This is a genomic window from Pseudomonas sp. VEM90 (assembly GCF_054611535.1).
Map to the genome: position 1 here is coordinate 1 of NZ_JBTRAR010000024.1, position 20,149 is coordinate 20,149.

Consider the following 20,149-nt stretch of genomic DNA (forward strand, 5'->3'; position numbering starts at 1 on the left):
TCGTTGAATTTACCGACGCATTCGCGGGTAAACCCGCTCCTACGGGGGGGGTTACTGCACAGCATGATTCGGGGTTCAGACCGCCCTGTTCAATTTCACCCAGGAAGCAAACCTGTCGACGAACGCCTGCAAGAACGGTCGCGTCTTGTCGTTGAGCTTGCCGGAATCCTCGAACAGGCTCGCCGCCCCGCCAAGGTAAGCCTCGGGCATCTGCATGCAGGGCATGTCGAGAAACACCAGCGACTGGCGCACCGCATGGTTGGCGCCAAAGCCCCCAATAGCCCCCGGCGACACACTCACCACCGCCGTCGGCTTGCCGCTCCAGGCACTTTGCCCGTAAGGCCGCGAGCCCACATCGATGGCATTTTTCAGGCAGCCCGGCACCGAGCGGTTGTATTCCGGGGTGACGAACAGCACCGCATCACTGCGGCGGATCTCATCGCGAAAACGCTTCCAGGTTTCCGGCGGTGCCTCGGCTTCGATATCTTCGTTGTACAGCGGCAGGTCGCCAATCTCGACGATCCTCAGGGCAAGGCTGGACGGCGCCAGCTCCGAAAGTGCGCGGGCGACCTTGCGGTTGTAGGACTCCTTGCGCAAGCTACCGACGACGACTGCTACCGAATACACCTGGCTCATGGCAATTCCAACCTTTGCGGGGTAAAGAGACGTTGTAGTTATAGATGACCGCTCCTCGTTGCTTTGGTTTTTTTTCCGCAAGGCGAAAACTTCCGAGTCTGTTTCACGGTCTATGCCTTCATACATTTCCTACGTAATTCAGAGGTTTCCACCCAAATGGCAGCAGTAATGGTCGGCCAATTCCACGCCCGTGACGCCGAAGGCCGCATCTACCCCGTGCACGAGTTCCAGGAGTCCACCCTGCAACTCGATGGCAGCACGCTGGGCGCCCCCATCACCACCTACCGCCTGGCCATCGGCGACAAGGTCAACCACCTGGGTGAAAACCGTTTCGAGCTGGCACGCTCCGGTGTCGAGATCACACGCATTCCGTGATGCAATCCACGGTGTAGCGGCCCCCTTCGTTCTGCAGGCCGTGCACATCGGCGACGAACCCGGGAAAGCCCTGGTTGAATGCCCGGGCAAATGCCAGGTAGTCCAGGATCGAGCGGGTCGCCTCGGTGAACCGCTCACCCGGCATGATCAACGGGATCCCAGGCGGGTACGGCACCAGCATCACCGCTGCCACACGCCCCAGCAGTGCCTCGATCGGCACCGCCTCTACCTCCCCACGCACCATCTTGTCATAGGCCTGGGCCGGGCTTACGGCCACCTCCGGCAAACGGGTGAACAGCCGCTTCAGCTGCTTGGCCGTGGCATTGGCGCGGTAGCAATCATGTAACTGGTCGCACAGGTCGCGCAGGCCCATGCCCTGGTAGCGCAAGGCGTCGGCAGCCCCCACGCTCGGCAGACAACTGCTGAGCGGGGTGTTGCCGTCATAGTGGCGCTTGAATTCCAGCAGCTCGGTGAGCAGGGTGCTCCACTTGCCCTTGGTGATGCCCATGGAAAACAGTACCAGGAAGCTGTACAGGCCCGTTTTTTCCACCACCAGCCCGCGCTCCCAGAGAAACTTGCTGACTACCGCCGCCGGGATGCCGCGCGCGCCCAGCACACCCTCTGCGCTCAGGCCCGGCATTACCAAGGTCACTTTCAGCGGGTCGAGCAGCACATAATCGGCCACCACTTCAGCAAACCCATGCCATTGCGCCCCTGGCTGCAGCAACCAGTCCTGCGCGACCAGACGGGGGATGCCCTCGGCACTTGGCGGCTGCCAGATGCTGAACCACCAGTCCTCTGCGGCAATGTGCTCCCGCAGGTTGGCAAGGGCACGACGAAAGCTCAACGCTTCGTCGAACATCTCCTGCAGCAGCGAGCGCCCGGCCGGCCCTTCCATCATGGTCGACGCCACATCCAGCGAGGCGAGAATGCTGTATTGCGGCGAGGTAGAGATGTGCATCATGAACGCTTCGTTGAAGCGGTCCCTGTCCAGTTGCCGCCTGGCACCGTCCTGCACATGAATCATCGAGGCCTGGCTGAACGCCGCCAGCAGTTTGTGGGTGGAATGGGTGCTGAACACCAGCGGGCTGTCTGCCGCGCAGGCGGTGCCCATGGCGTAGCGCCCGGTGAAGAAGTCGTGGAACGCCGCATAGGCGAACCAGGCCTCGTCGAAGTGCAGCACCTCGACACTGGTACCCAGGGTCTGCTTGATCAGCCCGGCGTGGTAACACAGCCCATCGTAGGTGGAGTTGGTCACGACCGCCAGCTTGATGCGCCGCCCACGATCACGGGCAAGGGGGTTGGCCTGGATCTTCGCAGCGATCGCCTCGGAGCTGAACTCGCTGAGCGGGATCGGGCCGATGATGCCCAGTTCGTTGCGCTCCGGGCACAGGTACAGCGGGATGGCCCCCGTCATGATGATTGCGTGCACCACCGACTTGTGGCAGTTGCGGTCCACCAGTACCAGGTCGTCACGGCCGACCATGGCGTGCCAGACGATCTTGTTGGCCGTGGAGGTGCCATTGATGACGAAGAAGGTGTGGTCGGCGCCGAAGTTGCGCGCCGCCCTGGCCTCGGCTTCGGCCAGTGGGCCTGTGTGGTCAAGCAGCGAACCCAGCTCCGGTACGGAAACGGACAAGTCCGAGCGCAGGGTGTTTTCCCCGAAGAACTGGTGAAAGGCTTGGCCTACCGGGCTTTTATGATAGGCCACACCGCCACCATGGCCCGGGGTGTGCCAGGAATAGTTGGACTGCGCGGTGTGCTGCACCAGCGCCTTGAAGAACGGCGGCAGCAAGCCATCGAGGTAGGTGTGTGCGGCACGCGCCACCTGGCGGGCGAGAAACGGCACGGTGTCTTCGAACAGGTAAAGGATGCCACGCAGCTGGTTGAGCTCGCTCATGGCTTCGGCGGGGGCATTTTCCAAGGTCACCTGCTCGCCCAGGGCAAAGATCGGCAGGCTGGGTGCACGCAGACGGGCCAGGCGGATCAGCTCGGCCATGTTCTGCAGCAAGTGGGTGTTCTCGCCAGCGCCTTCGGCGGCAATCAGCATGCAGGCCAGGCCATGGTGGGTGGCGGCGACCAGGCGCGCTTCGGCGTGGTCGGCTGCGGCAAGAATGGCAAAGCCATCCTGGCGCAGTTCCTCGGCAATACCCCGCACGCGCTCGCCAGCAACACTGTCGGCCTTGATGGCGCGGTGGACGATGAGGATCGGGAACTTGAGGTCCTTGTACATCAGGCGGCTACCTCAAAAGGACATGGCGTCCATTTCAGGGTAGTTGAGCCTTGTATTGCCTGTACTGGTCCTTTCGCGGGTGAACCGGCCCCTACACCTGATTGGTGGTGGACACCGGTCGGTGATTGGACACAGGCGTCGTAGGAGCGGGTTTACCCGCGAAAGGGCCGGGCCTGCTGGCCAATCTGCCCCCCGCCACTCACCGCCGCAGCCACCACCGTATTCGCGGGTAAACCCGCTCCTACAACGATCTCCACTCCTGTTGCAGGGCGAAAGATCAGCCGGCTGGTGTCTCAGTCAGGGTCTGCCACAGCGAAGGCCCACCCGCCGACTTGGCAACGGCCGCCAGACGCTCGGCATGCGCCTCCAGTTCCTCGGCGCTGGCCATGATCACCCGACCCGGCGTACGCCCGACAATCCGGCGGATCTCGCTGCCGCCAGCCCCCTGCCCGTCATCCTCTGCATCTGCACCATGGCCAGCCAGCGACAGGCTGGTCTGGCCACCGGTCATGGCCAGGTAAACGTCAGCCAGCAGTTCCGAGTCGAGCAGTGCGCCGTGCAACTCACGGCCTGAGTTGTCGATGTCGTAGCGTTTGCACAGCGCATCCAGGCTGTTGCGTTGCCCCGGGTGGCGCGAACGTGCCAGCAGCAGGGTGTCCAGAATGGTGCAGTGCCGCGAAATGTCAGCGCGATCCTGCTGGCCCAGCAAGGCGAATTCGTTGTTGATGAAGCCAACGTCGAACGCCGCGTTATGGATGACCAGCGTGGCACCCTGGATGAAGTCGAAGAACTCTTCGGCGACATCGCCAAAGCGTGGTTTGCCGACCAGGAAGGCATCAGTGATGCCGTGAACGTTGATCGCGCCCTCGTCACTCTCGCGGTCTGGCTGCAGGTAGACGTGGAAGTGCCGCCCGGTCAGACGCCGGCCGATGACCTCGACACAGCCGATCTCGATGATCCGGTGGCCTTCGCCAACCGGCATACCCGTGGTTTCGGTATCGAGAATGACGAACCGCTTATCTTGCTGCTGCTCCACGCAGGCGCTCCAACTTGCATCAGTTACAAAGACTGCGATTGTACCCCAGCTCAACGCTGGGCGCGCACCTCATCGACCCCGCGGTTGGCCAGTTGGTCGGCGCGTTCGTTGCCGGGGTGGCCGATATGGCCGCGCACCCACTTCCAGGTCACCTTGTGGCGGTTGACCTGCTCATCGAGCTGCTGCCACAGGTCGGCATTCTTCACCGGTTCCTTGGCCGCGGTCTTCCAGCCGCGCTTCTTCCAGTTGACCATCCATTCGTTGATGCCCTTCATCACGTATTGCGAGTCGGTGGTCAGCACCACTTCGCATTCGCGTTTCAGCGCCATCAGCCCCTGGATAGCAGCCATCAGCTCCATCCGGTTGTTGGTGGTTTCGCGTTCACCACCCCACAGTTCCTTCTCGACGCCCTTGTAGATCATCAGGACGCCCCAGCCACCCGGGCCGGGGTTGCCCTTGCAGGCGCCATCGGTAAACATTTCGATGCTTTCGCTCATGTACCACTCATGTTCAGTGCTTTTCGGTATCAGGGTTGGCCGCCGTTCGGTTGACCTTGGCCAGCGGCAGCGGCAGCAGCTTGCCCATCGGTTCACGGCGCTCCGGGCGCAATGGCCGCAGGCCCACCACCATCTTGCGCGCCACCAGCAGGTACACCCCGCCACCAAAGCCCTGCCAGCCGCAGGCCAGTCGTTCCCAGCCTTCAAGGCGTTGCTGCCAGGCCGGTGAGGCAAGCGGCGGACGATAGCACCCGAAGCGGCGTTTCTCCAGCGCGAAGCCCAGCAGGTTGAGCCAGTCGCCCACCCGTGACGGCGAGATGCAGCGCGCCTTGCGCAGAGCACCGTGACTGAAGAAATGGCGCATACCCCAGCTGCTCCACGGGTTGATCCCCACGATCAGCAGGTGCCCGCCCGGGCGCACGGCACTGGCGGCCTCGCGCAGCAGGCCATGGGGCGACAGGCAGAAGTCCAGGCCATGCTGCAGCACCACCACGTCGGCAGCGTGCTCGCTCAACGGCCAGGCCTGCTCCTCGCAGACAATCTCCACACCCGGCAACGGCGCACCAAGGCGCACGTTACGCTGTACCTGGGGGGCTCTGGGCGGTGGCTCGGCGCAGGGCCCGTAATGGACGAGATAACCGCCAAAGAAGCGCCCGAGCTCTTCTTCCAGCAGTTTGTCCTCCTCCTTGAGCATCAGTTGCCCAAGTGGGCCGTTGAACCACTCACGGGCCAGGCTGATCAGCTCGACCCAGTCCGGGTCGGCCTGGGCAAAGGCTTGGTCGGTCATTGCGCTCTCCCTCGAAGGTTCTCCCACCGCGCCATCGCGGCTAAGATGCCCTCATGTGCCACGCTAGGTGAATCGGATCCGCACCATGATACAGATCGATGCTCTCCCCGCTTTCTCCGACAACTACATCTGGTTGTTACAGGATACTGCCAAACGCCGTTGCGCGGTGGTCGACCCGGGCGATGCCGGCCCGGTGGAGCGCTGGCTGGCTGCCAACCCCGAGTGGGTGCTGAGCGACATCCTCGTCACCCACCACCACAATGACCATGTCGGCGGTGTGGAACGGCTCAGGCAATTGACCGGCGCACGGGTCTGTGGCCCCGCCAACGAACGCATTCCCGGACGCGAACTGGCCCTGGACGAAGGCGACAGGGTGGACGTGCTGGGTGTGACGTTTCAGGTACTCGCGGTACCCGGCCATACCCTGGGGCATATCGCCTTCTTCAGCGACCAGCCAGCGACGCCCATCCTGTTCAGTGGCGATACCCTGTTCGCCGCCGGTTGCGGGCGCATGTTCGAGGGTACACCCGAACAGATGCAGCCCGCCCTCGCCCGCCTGGCGGCCCTGCCAGCGCAGACAGAAGTGTACTGCGCCCATGAATACACCCTCAGCAACCTGCGCTTCGCCAAGGCTGTCGAACCGACCAACCCGCACGTTCAGCAACGGTTCGAGGACGTTACCCGATTGCGCGCCGAAAATCGCATCAGCTTGCCATCGACGATCGGCCTGGAGCGCCTGACCAACCCCTTTCTGCGTACCTCTGAAACATTAGTTAAACAAAAAGCAGACGAGTGGAAGGGACATTCAAACACCTCGCATGTCGCTGTTTTTGCTGCCTTGAGGTCTTGGAAGGACACCTTCTGATAACCGCAAGATATATCGCAAGTGAGGGTCTAAGGTTGACCGGGGCCGGAGCGGTTTCTAGAATCGCCGAAATTTTTCGCCCGGATACCTGTGTCAGCCGATGTCTTCCCGTAGCCGCAGAACCTCTCATTCCGCCGCCCTGACGCGTCTGGCTCAAATCAGCGCGCTGGCCCTGGCAGCCACGCTGGTGGGCTGTCAGAGCACCCGTCAGCTCGACGAATCCGATAGCGTTCGCGCGCACAACTACCAGGCGCGGATCAAGCACAAACCTTCACCGCTGCTGGTCAAGCCGGCCGAGCAGGCGCCGCAGGATGTCTGGGAGCGCATGCGCCAGGGCTTCGCCCTGCAGGACACCATCGACGTCAACCCGCGCATCGAGCAGCAGCGTTTGTGGTTCGCCAGCAACCCGTCCTTCATAGAAAGCGCCGGGGAACGTGGCAGCCTCTACCTGCACTACATCGTCGAGCGCCTTGAAGAACGTGACATGCCGCTGGAGCTGGCCCTGCTGCCCGCCATCGAAAGCGCCTACAACCCCATGGCCTACTCACGCGCCAGCGCTGCCGGCATGTGGCAGTTCATGCCAGCTACCGGTCGTCACTTCAACCTGCGCCAGACCAACTTCTATGACGGCCGCCGCGATGTCACCGCGTCGACCAACGCCGCACTGGATTACCTGACCCGCCTGCACGACATGTTCAACGGCGACTGGCTGTTGGCCCTGGCGGCCTACAATGCCGGTGAAGGCACTGTCAGCCGAGCCATCGAACGCAACGAAAAGCTCGGCCTGCCGACCGACTACTGGAACCTGCCGCTGCCAAAGGAAACCCGCGACTACGTGCCCAAGTTGCTGGCGCTGTCGCAGGTGGTGTCCACGCCAGAAGCCTATGGTATCAATCTCACCCCGATCGCCAACGAACCGTACTTCGAAGCGGTGGCGATCAAAGACCGCCTGGACCTTACCCGGGTCGCGGCCTTTGCCAACATCGACGAGGATGAGCTGATCCAGCTCAACCCGGCATTCAAGAAGCGCATGACCGTCGATGGCCCGAAACAGCTGCTGGTGCCCACCGCCAAGGCGCAGCTGCTCAGTGCCAGCCTGTCCAACCTCAAGCCGGAGCAACTGGTCAGCCTGCAACCGCCGAAAGCAGCGTTTGCCCGGGCCGTGGCCGAAGCCAAGGCACCGGTGGGGGCACGCAGTTACCGGGTCAAGCGTGGCGATAACCTGAGCGTCATCGCCAAGGCCAACCGTGTGTCGATCAAGGACATCAAGCGCTGGAACCGCTTGTCCAGCAACAGACTGCGCGCTGGCCAGGTTCTGGCCCTGCGCGGTGGCAGTGCACCGAGCGCCGCCGGCAACCGGGTCGCAGCATCCGGAAAGCGCTCCACCAAATACAAGGTGCGCAAGGGCGACTCCCTGTACCTGGTGGCCAAGCGCTTCAATGTGAAAATGAAGCACCTCAAGCGCTGGAACCCACGCAGCGGTCACGCCCTCAAGCCAGGCCAGACCCTGACCGTCTACGTCGGGCATTGAGTCGTTACAGGGGCTGCTTTGCAGCCCATTCGCGGGCACGCCCGCTCCCACAGGTTTTTCACAGCCCTCAAAGCCGGTGCCGTACCTGTGGGAGCGGGCGTGCCCGCGAATGGGCCTGAAAACCCAGCCACTGGAAAACCCCAGCCCCTCTCTTTTTCCAACCCCACCAAGCTGTTACTGTACTCGATCAAAGCCCAACGCCTCTGGATCGGATGCCGACTTGATACGTCCCCTCCTGCTGTCACTCAGCCTGGCCTTGAGCTTTCCCGTAGCCGCGATGGTGAGCGAAAGCCACGGATACGCGCAGTTCGGCACGCTCAAGTACCCAGCCACTTTCACCCACTTCGACTGGGTCAACCCGCAAGCGCCCAAGGGCGGCACATTGCGGGCCATGGCTTTTGGCACCTTCGACACGCTCAACCCCTACACTTTCAAGGGGTCGAGCCCGATTACCACGCCCAATTTCCAGCAGTACGGCATCAGCGAGCTGAACGAGCCACTGATGGTCGGCACTGGCCAGTACGACCCGTCTGGTGACGAGCCGACCTCCAGCTATGGCCTGATCGCCCGCTCGGTGGAATACAGCGAGGACCGCAGCTGGGTGGTGTTCAACCTGCGCCCGGAAGCCCGCTGGCATGACGGCCAGCGGATCACCTCGGCTGACGTGGCCTTCTCCTACCGCACGCTGCTCAAGGATGGCCACCCGATCTACCGCACCAACCTGCAGGAAGTGCAGCGGGTAGACATCCTCGGTCCGCTACGCATCCGCTTCGTGTTCAAACGCGCCGGCAACCCGCTCCTGATCCTGCGTCTGGGCGAAATGCCTGTGCTGCCCAAACACTACTGGCAGAAGCGCGACTTCAAGGCCACCACCTTCGAGCCCCCTTTGGGCAGCGGCCCCTACCGCATCACCCAGGTACAACCCGGGCGACGCCTGGTGTTCGAACGGGTGAAGAACTACTGGGGCAAAGACCTGGCGGTCAACCGTGGCAAGTACAATTTCAATCGGGTGGAATACGAGTTCTATCGCGACGCGACGGTGGCCTTCGAAGCCTTCAAGGCCGGCGAGTTCGACATCTATATCGAGCACCAGGCAAAAAACTGGGCCAACGGTTACAACTTCCCTGCCGTGCGCCGGGGTGAAGTGATCAAGACACAAATCCCGCACAGCATCCCCACGCAAACACAAGGCCTGTTCATGAACAGCCGCCGGGCCGCGTTCAGCGACCCGCGGGTACGCCAGGCACTGGGGCTGATGCTGGACTTCGAGTGGACCAACCGCGCGCTGTTCAGCAGCGCCTACCGCCGCTCGACCAGCTACTACCCCAACAGCGAGTTCGCCGCCAGCGGCCTGCCCACTGGCAAGGAGTGGCTGCTGCTGGCGCCGTTCCGTGACCAGTTGCCCGCCAAGCTGTTCAGCGAGCCGTACAAGGTCAGCCACACCGATGGCCGGGGCATCAGCCGCCAGACCCTTCGCCAGGCCCTGGGCCTGCTCGCCGAGGCCGGCTGGAAGCTGCACGGCCAGCGTCTGGTCAACAGCAAGGGCCAGCAATTACGCATGGAACTGCTGCTGGTAAACCCCAACCTTGAACGCATCCTGCAACCTTATGTCGAAAACCTGTCCAGCATCGGCATCGATGCGCGCTTGCGTACCGTGGACCGCGCCCAGTACAAACAACGCCTGGACCAGTTCGATTTCGACATGATTCTGATGACCCTGAACCAGACCCTGAGCCCCGGCCTCGAACAGTGGCTGTACTTCCATTCCAGCCAGGCCGCGACAAAGGGCAGCAAGAACTATGCTGGGGTCAAGGACCCGGTGATCGACCACCTGCTCGACACCCTGCTCGCCGCCCGCACCCGCGATGACCAGGTCGCCGCCGCCCGCGCCCTGGACCGCGTGCTCTCATGGCACTACTACATGATCCCCAACTGGTACCTCGACAACCATCGCCTGGCCTACCGCAACCGGTTCGCCTTCGTCACCACGCCGCCCTACACCCTTGGGCTGAACAGTTGGTGGATCAAGACTTCGGAGAAAGCCCAATGACGCCAACGCATCGTCTGCGCCAGCTGGCAGGCAGCCTGTTGCTCGCCTGCCTGAGCCTTCCCGCGCTGGCCGCGCCGCAGCACGCGCTCACCCTTTACGATGAGCCACCCAAGTACCCCGCCGACTTCAAGCACTTCGACTACGTCAACCCGGACGCGCCCAAAGGCGGCACCTTCCGCCAGTCCAGCTTCGGCGGCTTCGACAGCCTCAATCCGTTCATCAACAAAGGCGTGGCGGCCGAGAATATCGGCATTATCTACGACACCCTGATGCGCCAGAGCCAGGATGAACCGTTCACCGAATACGGCCTGGTTGCCGGCAAGATCGAAAAGGCCCCGGACAACAGCTGGGTGCGTTTCTACCTGCGCCCCGAAGCGCGCTTCCATGATGGCCATCCGATGCGCGCCGACGACGTGGTGTTCACCTTCAACGCCCTGATCAAGGACGGCGCCCCGCTGTACCGCCAGTACTACGCCGACGTCGCCGAAGTGGTCGCCGAAGACCCGCTGAAGGTGCTGTTCAAGTTCAAGCACACCAACAACCGCGAGCTGCCGCTGATTCTCGGCCAGTTGCCGGTACTGCCCAGGCACTGGTACGAAAATCGCGAATTCAACCGCGGCAACCTGGAGATCCCGTTGGGCAGTGGCCCGTACAAGGTCGCCAAGGTCAAGGCCGGGCGCTCGGTGCGCTACGAGCGGGTCAAGGACTACTGGGCCAAGGACCTGCCGATCAACCGCGGCTTCTACAACTTCGATGTCATGACCTTCGACTCCTACCGCGACACCACCGTCGCCCTCCAAGCACTCAAGGCCGGGGCGTTCGACTATGCCCTGGAAGTCAGCGCAAAGAACTGGGCCACCGCCTACGACGTGCCCGCCGTGCGCGAGGGTCGCCTGATCAAGGAGGAACTGCCCAACGGCAACCCCACCGGCATGCAGGGTTTCATCTTTAACATCCGCCGCCCGGTGTTCCAGGATGTTCGCGTGCGCCAGGCACTGAGCCTGCTGCTGGACTACGAGTGGACCAACAAACAGCTGTTCAACGGCGCCTATACCCGCACCAGCAGCTACTTCGACAACTCGGAAATGGCCGCCCACGGACTGCCCAGCCCCAACGAGTTCAAAATCCTCGAACCACTGCGCGGCAAAGTGCCCGAGCAAGTATTCAGCGAGGTCTTCCACAACCCGGTCAGCGACGGCAGCGGCATGATCCGCGAGCAACAGCGCCAGGCCTACAAGTTGTTGCAGGACGCGGGCTGGAAAATCGTCGACGACAAGATGGTCGACGCCCAAGGCAAGCCGGTAAGCATCGAATTCCTGCTGGCGCAGACCGAGTTCGAGCGCATCCTGCTGCCGTTCAAACGCAACCTCGCCGACCTCGGTATCGAGCTGAACATCCGCCGGGTCGACGTTTCGCAATACATCACCCGCCTGCGTTCTCGGGACTACGACATGATCGTCGGCGGTTATCCGCAGTCCAACTCGCCGGGCAACGAACAGCGCGAGTTCTGGTCCAGTGCCGCCGCCGACAACCCCGGCAGCCGCAACTTCATTGGCCTGCGCGACCCGGCCATCGACCAGTTGGTGGAACAGCTGATCAACGCCGACTCGCGCCAGAACCTGATCGACCACTGCCGCGCGCTCGACCGCGTGTTGCTGTGGGGCTACTACGTGATCCCCAACTGGCACATCAAGACCTGGCGTGTGGCCTACTGGAACCACATCGGCCACCCGAACGTGTCGCCCAAGTACGACATCGGCATCGACACCTGGTGGATCAAGCCCGAGGTAACCCCGGCGGTCAGCGAAGCGCCTGCGGACGAGGCCAACTAAGATGCTGGCCTACATCCTGCGCCGCCTGCTGCTGATCATTCCGACCCTGTTCGGCATCCTCATCATCAACTTCATCATCGTCCAGGCCGCTCCCGGTGGCCCGGTCGAGCAGATGATCGCCAAGCTCGAAGGCTTCGAAGGCGCCACCAGCCGCATTGCAGGTGGCGGCGCCGAGGTTTCCGTTGCCGGCTCCAACTACCGCGGCGCCCAGGGCCTGGACCCGGCGCTGATCGCTGAAATCGAACGCATGTACGGCTTCGACAAGTCGCCGCCCGAGCGCCTGTGGATCATGATCAAGAACTACGCCCGACTGGACTTCGGCGACAGCTTCTTCCGCGATGCCAAGGTGATCGACCTGATCGCCGAGAAGATGCCGGTTTCGATCTCGCTGGGGCTGTGGAGCACGCTGATCATGTACCTGGTGTCGATCCCGCTGGGGATCGCCAAGGCCGTGCGCCACGGCAGCCACTTCGACGTGTGGACAAGCTCGGCAATCATCGTCGGCTACGCCATCCCGGCGTTCCTGTTCGCCATCCTGCTGATCGTGCTGTTCGCCGGTGGCAGCTACTTCGACTGGTTCCCGCTGCGTGGCCTCACCTCCAACAACTTCGACGAACTGAGCACCACCGGCAAGGTGCTGGACTACTTCTGGCACCTGGTACTGCCGATCACCGCGCTGGTCATCGGCAACTTCGCCACCATGACCCTGCTGACCAAGAACAGCTTCCTCGACGAGATCAACAAACAGTACGTGGTCACCGCCAAGGCCAAGGGCCTGAGCCGATCACGGGTGCTGTACGGCCACGTGTTCCGCAACGCCATGCTGCTGGTGATCGCCGGCTTCCCTTCGGCGTTCATCGGCATCTTCTTCACAGGCTCCTTGCTGATCGAGGTGATCTTCAGCCTCGACGGCCTGGGCCTGATGAGTTTCGAAGCGGCCATCAACCGCGACTACCCGGTGGTCTTCGGTACCCTGTTCATCTTCACCCTGCTAGGGCTGGTGGTGAAACTGATCGGCGACCTGACCTACACCCTGGTCGATCCACGCATCGACTTTGCCAGCCGGGAGCACTGACATGGCCTTGTCCCCCCTCAACCGCCGGCGCTTCGAGCGTTTCAAGGCCAACCGCCGTGGCTGGTGGTCGCTGTGGCTGTTCCTGATTCTGTTCGGGCTGAGCCTGGGCGCCGAGCTGATCGCCAACGACAAACCGATCGCCGTACGTTACGACGGGGAATGGTACTTCCCGGCGTTCAAACGCTACCCGGAAACCACCTTCGGCGGCGAATTCCCACTGGAAGCCAACTACAAAAGCCCCTACATCCGCGAACTGCTGGCGAAGAAAGACAGCTTCGTGCTGTGGGCGCCCATCCCGTTCAGCTACCAGAGCATCAACTATGACCTGCGTGTCCCGGCGCCTGCCCCACCTTCGGCGGACAACTGGCTGGGCACCGACGACCAGGGCCGCGACGTGCTGGCACGGGTAATCTACGGCTTCCGCATTTCGGTACTGTTTGCCCTCACCTTGACCGTAGCCAGCTCCATTATCGGCGTCATCGCCGGCGCCCTGCAGGGGTTCTACGGTGGCTGGGTCGACCTGACCGGGCAACGCTTTCTGGAAGTCTGGTCCGGCCTGCCTGTGCTGTACCTGCTGATCATCCTGGCCAGCTTCGTGCAGCCCAACTTCTGGTGGTTGCTGGGCATCATGTTGCTGTTCTCGTGGATGAGCCTGGTGGACGTGGTACGCGCCGAGTTCCTGCGCGGACGCAACCTGGAATACGTGCGCGCCGCCCGCGCGCTGGGCATGCGCAACGGCGCGATCATGTACCGGCACATCCTGCCTAACGCCATGATCTCGACCATGACCTTCATGCCGTTCATTCTCACCGGCGCCATAGGCACCCTCACCGCCCTGGACTTCCTTGGCTTCGGCCTGCCTGCCGGTTCGCCTTCACTGGGCGAGCTGGTGGCGCAGGGCAAGTCCAACCTGCAGGCCCCGTGGCTGGGCATCAGCGCCTTTGCCGTGCTGGCGCTGATGCTGAGCCTGCTGGTGTTCATCGGTGAGTCCGCTCGCGATGCCTTCGACCCGAGGAAGTGACATGAGTGAACAGAACCTGATCGAAGTGCGGGACCTGGCCGTGGAGTTCGTGACCGGGGACCAGGTCAACCGGGTGGTTGGCGGCGTCAGCTTCGACATTCGCAAAGGCGAGACACTGGCTTTGGTGGGCGAAAGTGGCTCGGGTAAATCGGTCACCGCACACTCGATCTTGCGCCTGCTGCCCTATCCCCTGGCCCGCCACCCCAGCGGCAGCATCCACTACGAAGGCAAGGACTTGCTGCAGCAGAACGAGAAGACCCTGCAACGCATTCGCGGCAACCGCATTGCGATGATCTTCCAGGAGCCGATGACCTCGCTCAACCCGCTGCATTGCATCGAGAAGCAGATCAACGAAATCCTCCTGCTGCACAAGGGCCTGACCGGCAAGGAAGCGACTGCGCGCACGCTGGAGCTGCTGGATATGGTCGGCATTCCCGAGCCGCACAAGCGCCTCAAGGCCCTGCCCCACGAATTGTCGGGCGGGCAGCGCCAGCGGGTAATGATCGCCATGGCGCTGGCCAATGAGCCCGAACTGCTGATTGCCGACGAGCCGACCACAGCGCTGGATGTGACCGTGCAGCTTAAGATTCTCGAGCTGCTCAAGGAACTGCAGGCGCGTCTGGGCATGGCCCTGTTGCTGATCAGCCATGACCTGAACCTGGTGCGCCGCATCGCCCATCGTGTGTGTGTGATGCAGCACGGGCAGATCGTGGAGCAGGCTGAATGCGCCACACTGTTCAGCGCCCCGCAGCACCACTACACGCAGATGCTCATCAATGCCGAGCCCAGCGGGCTGCCGGCGCACAACCCGGTGGGCGCGCCGTTGCTGGAGGTGGATAACCTGAAGGTCTGGTTCCCCATCAAGAAGGGCTTTCTGCAGCGCACGGTCGACCATGTGAAGGCGGTGGACGGGATCAACTTCAGCTTGCCCCAGGGGCAGACGCTGGGCATTGTTGGCGAATCCGGGTCGGGCAAGTCCACATTGGGCCTGGCGATCCTGCGGCTGATTTCCAGCCAGGGCGGCATTCGCTTTCATGGGCAGAACCTCGAAGGGCTTAACCAGAAAGCCGTGCGCCCCCTGCGGCGGGAAATGCAGGTGGTGTTCCAGGACCCGTTTGGCAGCCTGAGCCCGCGCATGTGCGTGGCGGACATTGTGGGTGAAGGGTTGCGCATTCACGGCATTGGCACCGCGCAGGAACAGGAAGCGGCGATTATCGCGGCCCTGGAGGAAGTAGGCCTGGACCCGCGCACGCGGCATCGCTACCCCCATGAGTTCTCTGGTGGGCAGCGCCAGCGCATTGCCATTGCCCGGGCGCTGGTGTTGAAGCCAGCACTGATTCTGCTGGATGAGCCCACGTCCGCACTGGACCGCACCGTACAGCGCCAGGTGGTGGAATTGCTGCGTAACCTGCAGCAAAAGTACAACCTGACCTACCTGTTCATCAGCCATGACCTGGCGGTGGTGAAGGCGTTGAGTCACCAGTTGATGGTGATCAAGCATGGGCATGTGGTGGAGCAAGGGGACGCGCAGGCGATCTTCCATGCGCCGCAGCATCCGTATACCCGACAGTTGCTGGAGGCGGCGTTTTTAGAGGTTGGGGGTTAGTAGGGAAAGGGTGCGTGTTCGTCTTGATTCTTGCGGCGTGTTTGAGATCGAGCACCGCGAGCGTGGTGCATAAGGCGTTGGAGCTGCAGCCCAAATCATCGCTTCGATCCTGATGATGACCTCGGGACTTCGCATCAAGGTTGATTAATGTACTGTGAGGGCCGACCCTTTCGCGGGCACGCCCGCTCCCACGGGATCACCACAGTCTTCAAGACTTGCAAATACCTGTGGGAGCGGGCGTGCCCGCGAAAGGGCCGGGCCAGGCAGCCGAGAAAATTAGCCCATCTGCTTGCCACGCCAACAGAATCAAGCGGCAGTGATCAATTTTTCTGACAATAATCGTCTTCCATCATCAGCCGAATCGGGCATAAATTCTCCGCCGTCAACTCCCAGTACCCACGGTAGAGCCCATGTCCAGTCCACAACACCAGCCCGCTTCCCCTGCCCTGGCCACCCTGATCCAGCGCTCCGGCCTGCCCAGCCCAACGCTGAGCGAAGCCCAGGCACACGCCGTGCTGCAGACCCACTATGGCCTTGCCGGCAACCTTTCGGTACTGGGCAGCCAGCAAGACCTGAACTTTCGCGTGGTCACACCGCAGGGTGGCTATGTGCTGAAGGCCTGTCACGGCAGCTACGCCCAGCTGGAGCTTGAAGCCCAGCACGCCGCCCTGGCCTTCCTGCGCGATCAAGGTTTGCCGGTACCCGCCGTGCGCTCAGCCCACAACGGCATGGGGTTGCTGGAACTGGACATCGACGCGCAACCACTGCGCCTGCGCCTGCTCGATTACATCGAAGGCCAACCGCTGACCCGCCTCAAGCACATGGAGCCGCGCCTGATGGCCGAGCTGGGCGGGCTCTGTGCGAAGCTGGACAAGGCGCTTGCCCATTTCGATCACCCAGGCCTTGCGCGTACCTTGCAATGGGACCCGCAGCATGCCGGGGCACTGATCGATCACCTGCTGCCAGTGCTGAAAGATAACGGGCAGCGCGCCCGCATCGAACACGCCACGCGACAGGCCAACGAGCGCTTGGTGCCGCTGGTCGATCAACTGCCCAGTCAGGCCGTGCATCTGGACATCACCGACGACAACACCGTGTGGGCCCGTGATGCCCAGCGTCAATGGCAACTGCAAGGCGTAATCGATTTCGGCGACCTGCTGCGCACCTGGCGTATCGCCGACCTGTCGGTGACCTGCGCTGCGCTGTTGCACCACGCCGAGGGCGACCCGCTGCGCATCCTGCCTGCCGTGCAGGCCTACCAGGCGCTCAACCCGCTGACCGAGGCCGAGCTGCGCGCCCTGTGGCCGCTGGTGCTGAACCGTGCTGCCGTGCTGGTACTGAGCAGCGAACAACAGCTAACCGTCGACCCGGGCAACCAGTACACCCGCGACAACATTGCCCACGAATGGGAAATTTTCGACACGGCCACCGCCGTGCCTTTCGCCCTGATGGAGGCGGCCATTCTGCAGGCTGCGGACCTGCAACCCGCTGCGCCGGACTTGAACGGCTGCGCCCCCCTGCTCCCCGAGCTGGCCGGGCAGGCTGTCACACGGGTGGACCTGGGGGTACTCAGCGAACACTTCGAGGCCGGCAACTGGGAACAACCCGGTTACGACCAGCAACTGCTGACCTCGCAGGCCGCCCCGGCCTGCAGCCTGCACGGGCAATATCGCCTGTCGCAAACCCATATCGACCGCCCCGAAGAGCCCGCCACCTGTGCCCTTGGCATCGAGCTGCATGTGCCCAACGGCAGCCAGGTGCAAGCGCCGGCAGCCGGCACCTGGCAGCGTCACGGCGATGGCCGGGGCTGCCTGCGCACCGCACACTGGGCTTTGTGGCTACAGGGCCTGGAAGATGCGCCGACAGATGGCCAGGCCGTGGAAAAAGGCCAGTCCCTGGGCAGCAGCGGCAGTAGCCTCAGCGTACAACTGTGCCTGGACAACAGCATCCAGCCCCCCTTCTTCGCCACGCCGTCACAGGCTGCTGCGTGGCTGGCCCTGTGCCCGTCGCCAGCCGCATTATTGGGCTTCGATTGCGATGCCGAGCCGCTACCCGATCCGCAAGCCCTACTGGCCCGCCGCGATGCCAGCTTCGCCCGCTCGCAGAAGCACTACTACGCGCAACCGCCGCACATTGAACGCGGCTGGCGCAACTACCTGATCGACATGCAGGGCCGTTCCTACCTGGACATGCTCAACAACGTCGCGGTGCTGGGCCATGGCCACCCACGCATGGTCGCCGAGTCGGCGCGGCAATGGTCGCTGCTGAACACCAACTCGCGTTTCCATTACGCAGCGATCACCGAATTCTCCGAACGACTGCTGGACTTGGCCCCCGAAGGTTTCGACCGGGTGTTCATGGTCAACAGCGGCACCGAGGCCAACGATCTGGCGATTCGCCTGGCCTGGGCCTACAGCGGCGGGCGCGACCTGCTAAGCGTACTGGAGGCCTACCACGGCTGGTCAGTGGCCACCGATGCCATCTCCACGTCGATCGCCGACAACCCGCAAGCTCTGGAAACCCGCCCGGACTGGGTACACCCGGTCGAAGCACCGAACACCTTCCGCGGTCGTTTCCGCGGGGCCGACAGCGCCGCCGACTACCTGCAAGACGTCGACGCCAAGCTGGCCGACCTCGACGCCCGAGGCCGTCAGCTGGCGGGCATCATCTGCGAACCGGTATACGGCAATGCCGGCGGCATCTCACTGCCTGCAGGCTATCTGCGCGACGCCTATGCCAAGGTCCGCGCCCGCGGCGGGGTGTGCATCGCCGACGAAGTGCAGGTGGGTTATGGCCGCCTGGGCGAGTACTTCTGGGGCTTCGAGGAACAGGGTGTGGTGCCGGACATCATTACCATGGCCAAGGGCATGGGTAACGGCCAACCACTGGGCGTGGTCATCACCCGTCGCGAAATCGCCGAGGCGCTGGAGGCCGAGGGCTACTTCTTCTCCTCGGCCGGTGGCAGCCCGGTCAGCTGCCGCATCGGCATGGCGGTGCTGGATGTCATGCAGGAGGAAGGCCTGTGGGACAACGCCCGCGACACCGGGCGCTACTTCAAGGCACGCCTGCAGGCGCTGGTCGACAAGCACCCGCTGGCCGGCGCGGCACATGGCTCGGGCTTCTACCTGGGGCTGGAACTGGTGCGCGACCGCACCACCCTGGAGCCGGCCACCGAAGAAACCATGGTACTGTGCGATCGCCTGCGTGACCTGGGCATCTTCATGCAGCCGACCGGCGACTACCTGAACATCCTCAAGATCAAGCCACCGATGTGCACCAGCCGTGCGAGCGTGGACTACTTTGTCGACAGCATTGACCGAGTGCTGGGCGAAGGCCTGTAAGTGTCAACGCGTGGGCCCGACGGCTGCGGCCCACGCCTGCAATGCCTCACACGCGGCCATGGCCACCTGCTCATCGGTACGCCCGGTGAACTGCCGTTCGATCGCATCGGCGGCAATCAGCCCGGCAATGGTGGGCTTGCCGACAGCATCGGTCAGGTCCAGCCATTCCCCCCAACTGGCGGGTACGTCGTACCAGCGCAGGTAGCCTGAGGGTGAGCACGGCCACCATCGCTCATCGAACTGCAGAATCACTTTTTCCAGCTTGCCCATCCCTAGATGCGCCAGCGCTTCCTGCTGTGTTTCAGGTAACGCAGGGGCAAAGTGCAACGCTTTCAGCACTCCCACCGGGACTGTGCAAATGCAGAAGTCGCATACCTCGTCATTCACCTTGACGCGCGCGCTCGACCAGTCGATGTGGGTGACAGGACTGTCCAGGCGGATATCCAGGTTCTTCGACAGCAAGTCAACAAGCTCGCTGTAGCCGCCTGGCAGCATACGATCACCATGCCCGACCCCCTCCTCATCCAAGGCACAGATCGACAGTTGCTCGACGGGCAAACACGCTTCCAGTACAAGGTTGGCGTCGATGGCAAACTGCGTGGCACGCGCGAGCGCGGGGTCGAGTGTGGCCATATAGCCATTGATCGCGTCAGACAAAGGCTGTTGCCGATCGAGACGCCTGGTCAAGGCATCCCAGGCGGCGTCGACATCCGGCAACGCCCCGCCCCGTGCTGCTGCAAGCGGACAACTGAAATCGGTCTCGACGCAAGCCAAGCCATGTTGAAGTGCAACAGCGGCCAATGGGTTCTCGGCAAAATGCTGAAGCCATGCCGCACCTGCATCTGCTTTCACGCCGCCCAACTCGACAGTGTGGGCGCGCCCACCCGTTCGCCCACGCGCCTCCAGCACCGTGCAATCGACACCCCTTTCCCGCAAGCGTTGAGCGGCAGCCAGGCCTGCACACCCCGCACCGATCACGATCACCTTGCTCGCCCCGGCACTCACGGCTGCCTCGGCGGCGCGCAGCCCATCATTCCACGCACCATGAGTCATTGCCGGAGCGCTGGCATTACAGGCTTCTCCAGCAATGACCAAGCGCCCATGCAGCACATGGCCAAGGGCGCTTCGATGCTGCGGCAACCCTCCTGGCAGCAAGGAACTGTAGGCCCCGAGGCTGAACGGGTCGGAACTCCAGTGGGTGATATGCCAAGCGGTTGGTCTGTGCACGCTTTTCTCCATTGAGAGGACTGTCCTGCAGGTGCAT

Annotated in this window: 15 protein-coding genes; 9 read left to right on the plus strand and 6 right to left on the minus strand. The window is 63.0% G+C overall.

Annotated elements, in window-relative coordinates; translation table 11 throughout:
• Positions 1 to 75 precede the first annotated feature (75 nt).
• Positions 76 to 636 (minus strand): class I chromate reductase ChrR, encoded by a 561-nt coding sequence (gene chrR, locus ACYCCG_RS20760; protein WP_176682207.1) that lies wholly within the window; start codon positions 634 to 636, stop codon positions 76 to 78.
• 156 nt (positions 637 to 792) lie between these two features.
• Between chrR and ACYCCG_RS20765 the strand changes: the two genes are divergently transcribed.
• Positions 793 to 1,011: a hypothetical protein gene (locus ACYCCG_RS20765; RefSeq protein WP_010954911.1), complete on the plus strand. Its 219-nt coding sequence runs from the start codon at positions 793 to 795 to the stop codon at positions 1,009 to 1,011.
• On the opposite strand, the gene ACYCCG_RS20770 is transcribed toward ACYCCG_RS20765, so the two are convergent.
• The 4 genes from ACYCCG_RS20770 to ACYCCG_RS20785 form a co-directional block, all read right to left on the minus strand.
• Complete coding sequence (locus ACYCCG_RS20770; RefSeq protein ID WP_209967164.1) at positions 995 to 3,244, minus strand: Orn/Lys/Arg family decarboxylase; 2,250 nt, start codon at positions 3,242 to 3,244, stop codon at positions 995 to 997. The two genes, ACYCCG_RS20765 and ACYCCG_RS20770, sit on opposite strands and share 17 nt — an antisense overlap.
• A 277-nt stretch (positions 3,245 to 3,521) precedes the next feature.
• The gene (gene dnaQ, locus ACYCCG_RS20775) at positions 3,522 to 4,280 is read right to left on the minus strand and encodes a DNA polymerase III subunit epsilon (RefSeq protein WP_209967167.1); all 759 of its coding nucleotides are present in this window, start codon (positions 4,278 to 4,280) and stop codon (positions 3,522 to 3,524) included.
• 50 nt (positions 4,281 to 4,330) lie between these two features.
• A complete protein-coding gene (gene rnhA / locus ACYCCG_RS20780; protein ID WP_176682204.1) occupies positions 4,331 to 4,777 on the minus strand; it encodes a ribonuclease HI in 447 nt (148 codons plus the stop codon).
• Between the two features lie 13 nt (positions 4,778 to 4,790).
• The gene (locus ACYCCG_RS20785; RefSeq protein WP_176682203.1) at positions 4,791 to 5,564 is read right to left on the minus strand and encodes a class I SAM-dependent methyltransferase; all 774 of its coding nucleotides are present in this window, start codon (positions 5,562 to 5,564) and stop codon (positions 4,791 to 4,793) included.
• Positions 5,565 to 5,649: 85 nt separating this feature from the next.
• Here ACYCCG_RS20785 and gloB point away from each other — a divergent pair, with 85 nt between their 5' ends.
• The 8 genes from gloB (at position 5,650) to ACYCCG_RS20825 (ending at position 18,885) form a co-directional block, all read left to right on the plus strand.
• Positions 5,650 to 6,429, plus strand: a complete 780-nt coding sequence (gene gloB, locus ACYCCG_RS20790; protein WP_176682202.1) for a hydroxyacylglutathione hydrolase — start codon at positions 5,650 to 5,652, stop codon at positions 6,427 to 6,429.
• A gap of 100 nt (positions 6,430 to 6,529) precedes the next feature.
• Positions 6,530 to 7,960: a lytic transglycosylase domain-containing protein gene (locus ACYCCG_RS20795; RefSeq protein ID WP_209967169.1), complete on the plus strand. Its 1,431-nt coding sequence runs from the start codon at positions 6,530 to 6,532 to the stop codon at positions 7,958 to 7,960.
• Between the two features lie 220 nt (positions 7,961 to 8,180).
• On the plus strand, positions 8,181 to 10,010 hold the full coding sequence (locus ACYCCG_RS20800) for an extracellular solute-binding protein (protein WP_209967171.1): 1,830 nt from the start codon (positions 8,181 to 8,183) through the stop codon (positions 10,008 to 10,010).
• A complete protein-coding gene (locus ACYCCG_RS20805) occupies positions 10,007 to 11,842 on the plus strand; it encodes an extracellular solute-binding protein (protein ID WP_459671608.1) in 1,836 nt (611 codons plus the stop codon). Before ACYCCG_RS20800 ends, ACYCCG_RS20805 begins: the two co-directional genes overlap by 4 nt.
• A gap of 1 nt (position 11,843) precedes the next feature.
• The gene (locus ACYCCG_RS20810; RefSeq protein WP_021783280.1) at positions 11,844 to 12,917 is read left to right on the plus strand and encodes a microcin C ABC transporter permease YejB; all 1,074 of its coding nucleotides are present in this window, start codon (positions 11,844 to 11,846) and stop codon (positions 12,915 to 12,917) included.
• Position 12,918: 1 nt separating this feature from the next.
• A complete protein-coding gene (locus ACYCCG_RS20815; protein WP_339443273.1) occupies positions 12,919 to 13,938 on the plus strand; it encodes an ABC transporter permease in 1,020 nt (339 codons plus the stop codon).
• Between the two features lies 1 nt (position 13,939).
• A complete protein-coding gene (locus ACYCCG_RS20820; RefSeq protein WP_459671611.1) occupies positions 13,940 to 15,544 on the plus strand; it encodes an ABC transporter ATP-binding protein in 1,605 nt (534 codons plus the stop codon).
• 410 nt (positions 15,545 to 15,954) lie between these two features.
• Complete coding sequence (locus ACYCCG_RS20825) at positions 15,955 to 18,885, plus strand: aminotransferase (protein ID WP_459671613.1); 2,931 nt, start codon at positions 15,955 to 15,957, stop codon at positions 18,883 to 18,885.
• Positions 18,886 to 18,888: 3 nt separating this feature from the next.
• Here the strand turns inward: ACYCCG_RS20825 and ACYCCG_RS20830 are convergent, their stop codons facing one another.
• A complete protein-coding gene (locus tag ACYCCG_RS20830; RefSeq protein ID WP_209967179.1) occupies positions 18,889 to 20,124 on the minus strand; it encodes a flavin monoamine oxidase family protein in 1,236 nt (411 codons plus the stop codon).
• Positions 20,125 to 20,149: the final 25 nt, after the last annotated feature.

Excerpts from the sequence above, each read along its gene's own strand:
- ACYCCG_RS20830 (WP_209967179.1), bottom strand. The coding sequence starts at position 20,124 with ATGGAGAAAAGCGTGCACAGACCAACCGCTTGGCATATCACCCACTGG.
- ACYCCG_RS20770 (WP_209967164.1), bottom strand. The coding sequence starts at position 3,244 with ATGTACAAGGACCTCAAGTTCCCGATCCTCATCGTCCACCGCGCCATC.
- chrR (WP_176682207.1), bottom strand. The coding sequence starts at position 636 with ATGAGCCAGGTGTATTCGGTAGCAGTCGTCGTCGGTAGCTTGCGCAAG.
- rnhA (WP_176682204.1), bottom strand. The coding sequence starts at position 4,777 with ATGAGCGAAAGCATCGAAATGTTTACCGATGGCGCCTGCAAGGGCAAC.
- ACYCCG_RS20825 (WP_459671613.1), top strand. The coding sequence starts at position 15,955 with ATGTCCAGTCCACAACACCAGCCCGCTTCCCCTGCCCTGGCCACCCTG.
- ACYCCG_RS20810 (WP_021783280.1), top strand. The coding sequence starts at position 11,844 with ATGCTGGCCTACATCCTGCGCCGCCTGCTGCTGATCATTCCGACCCTG.
- ACYCCG_RS20795 (WP_209967169.1), top strand. The coding sequence starts at position 6,530 with ATGTCTTCCCGTAGCCGCAGAACCTCTCATTCCGCCGCCCTGACGCGT.
- ACYCCG_RS20765 (WP_010954911.1), top strand. The coding sequence starts at position 793 with ATGGCAGCAGTAATGGTCGGCCAATTCCACGCCCGTGACGCCGAAGGC.
- ACYCCG_RS20820 (WP_459671611.1), top strand. The coding sequence starts at position 13,940 with ATGAGTGAACAGAACCTGATCGAAGTGCGGGACCTGGCCGTGGAGTTC.
- ACYCCG_RS20815 (WP_339443273.1), top strand. The coding sequence starts at position 12,919 with ATGGCCTTGTCCCCCCTCAACCGCCGGCGCTTCGAGCGTTTCAAGGCC.
- ACYCCG_RS20805 (WP_459671608.1), top strand. The coding sequence starts at position 10,007 with ATGACGCCAACGCATCGTCTGCGCCAGCTGGCAGGCAGCCTGTTGCTC.
- ACYCCG_RS20785 (WP_176682203.1), bottom strand. The coding sequence starts at position 5,564 with ATGACCGACCAAGCCTTTGCCCAGGCCGACCCGGACTGGGTCGAGCTG.
- gloB (WP_176682202.1), top strand. The coding sequence starts at position 5,650 with ATGATACAGATCGATGCTCTCCCCGCTTTCTCCGACAACTACATCTGG.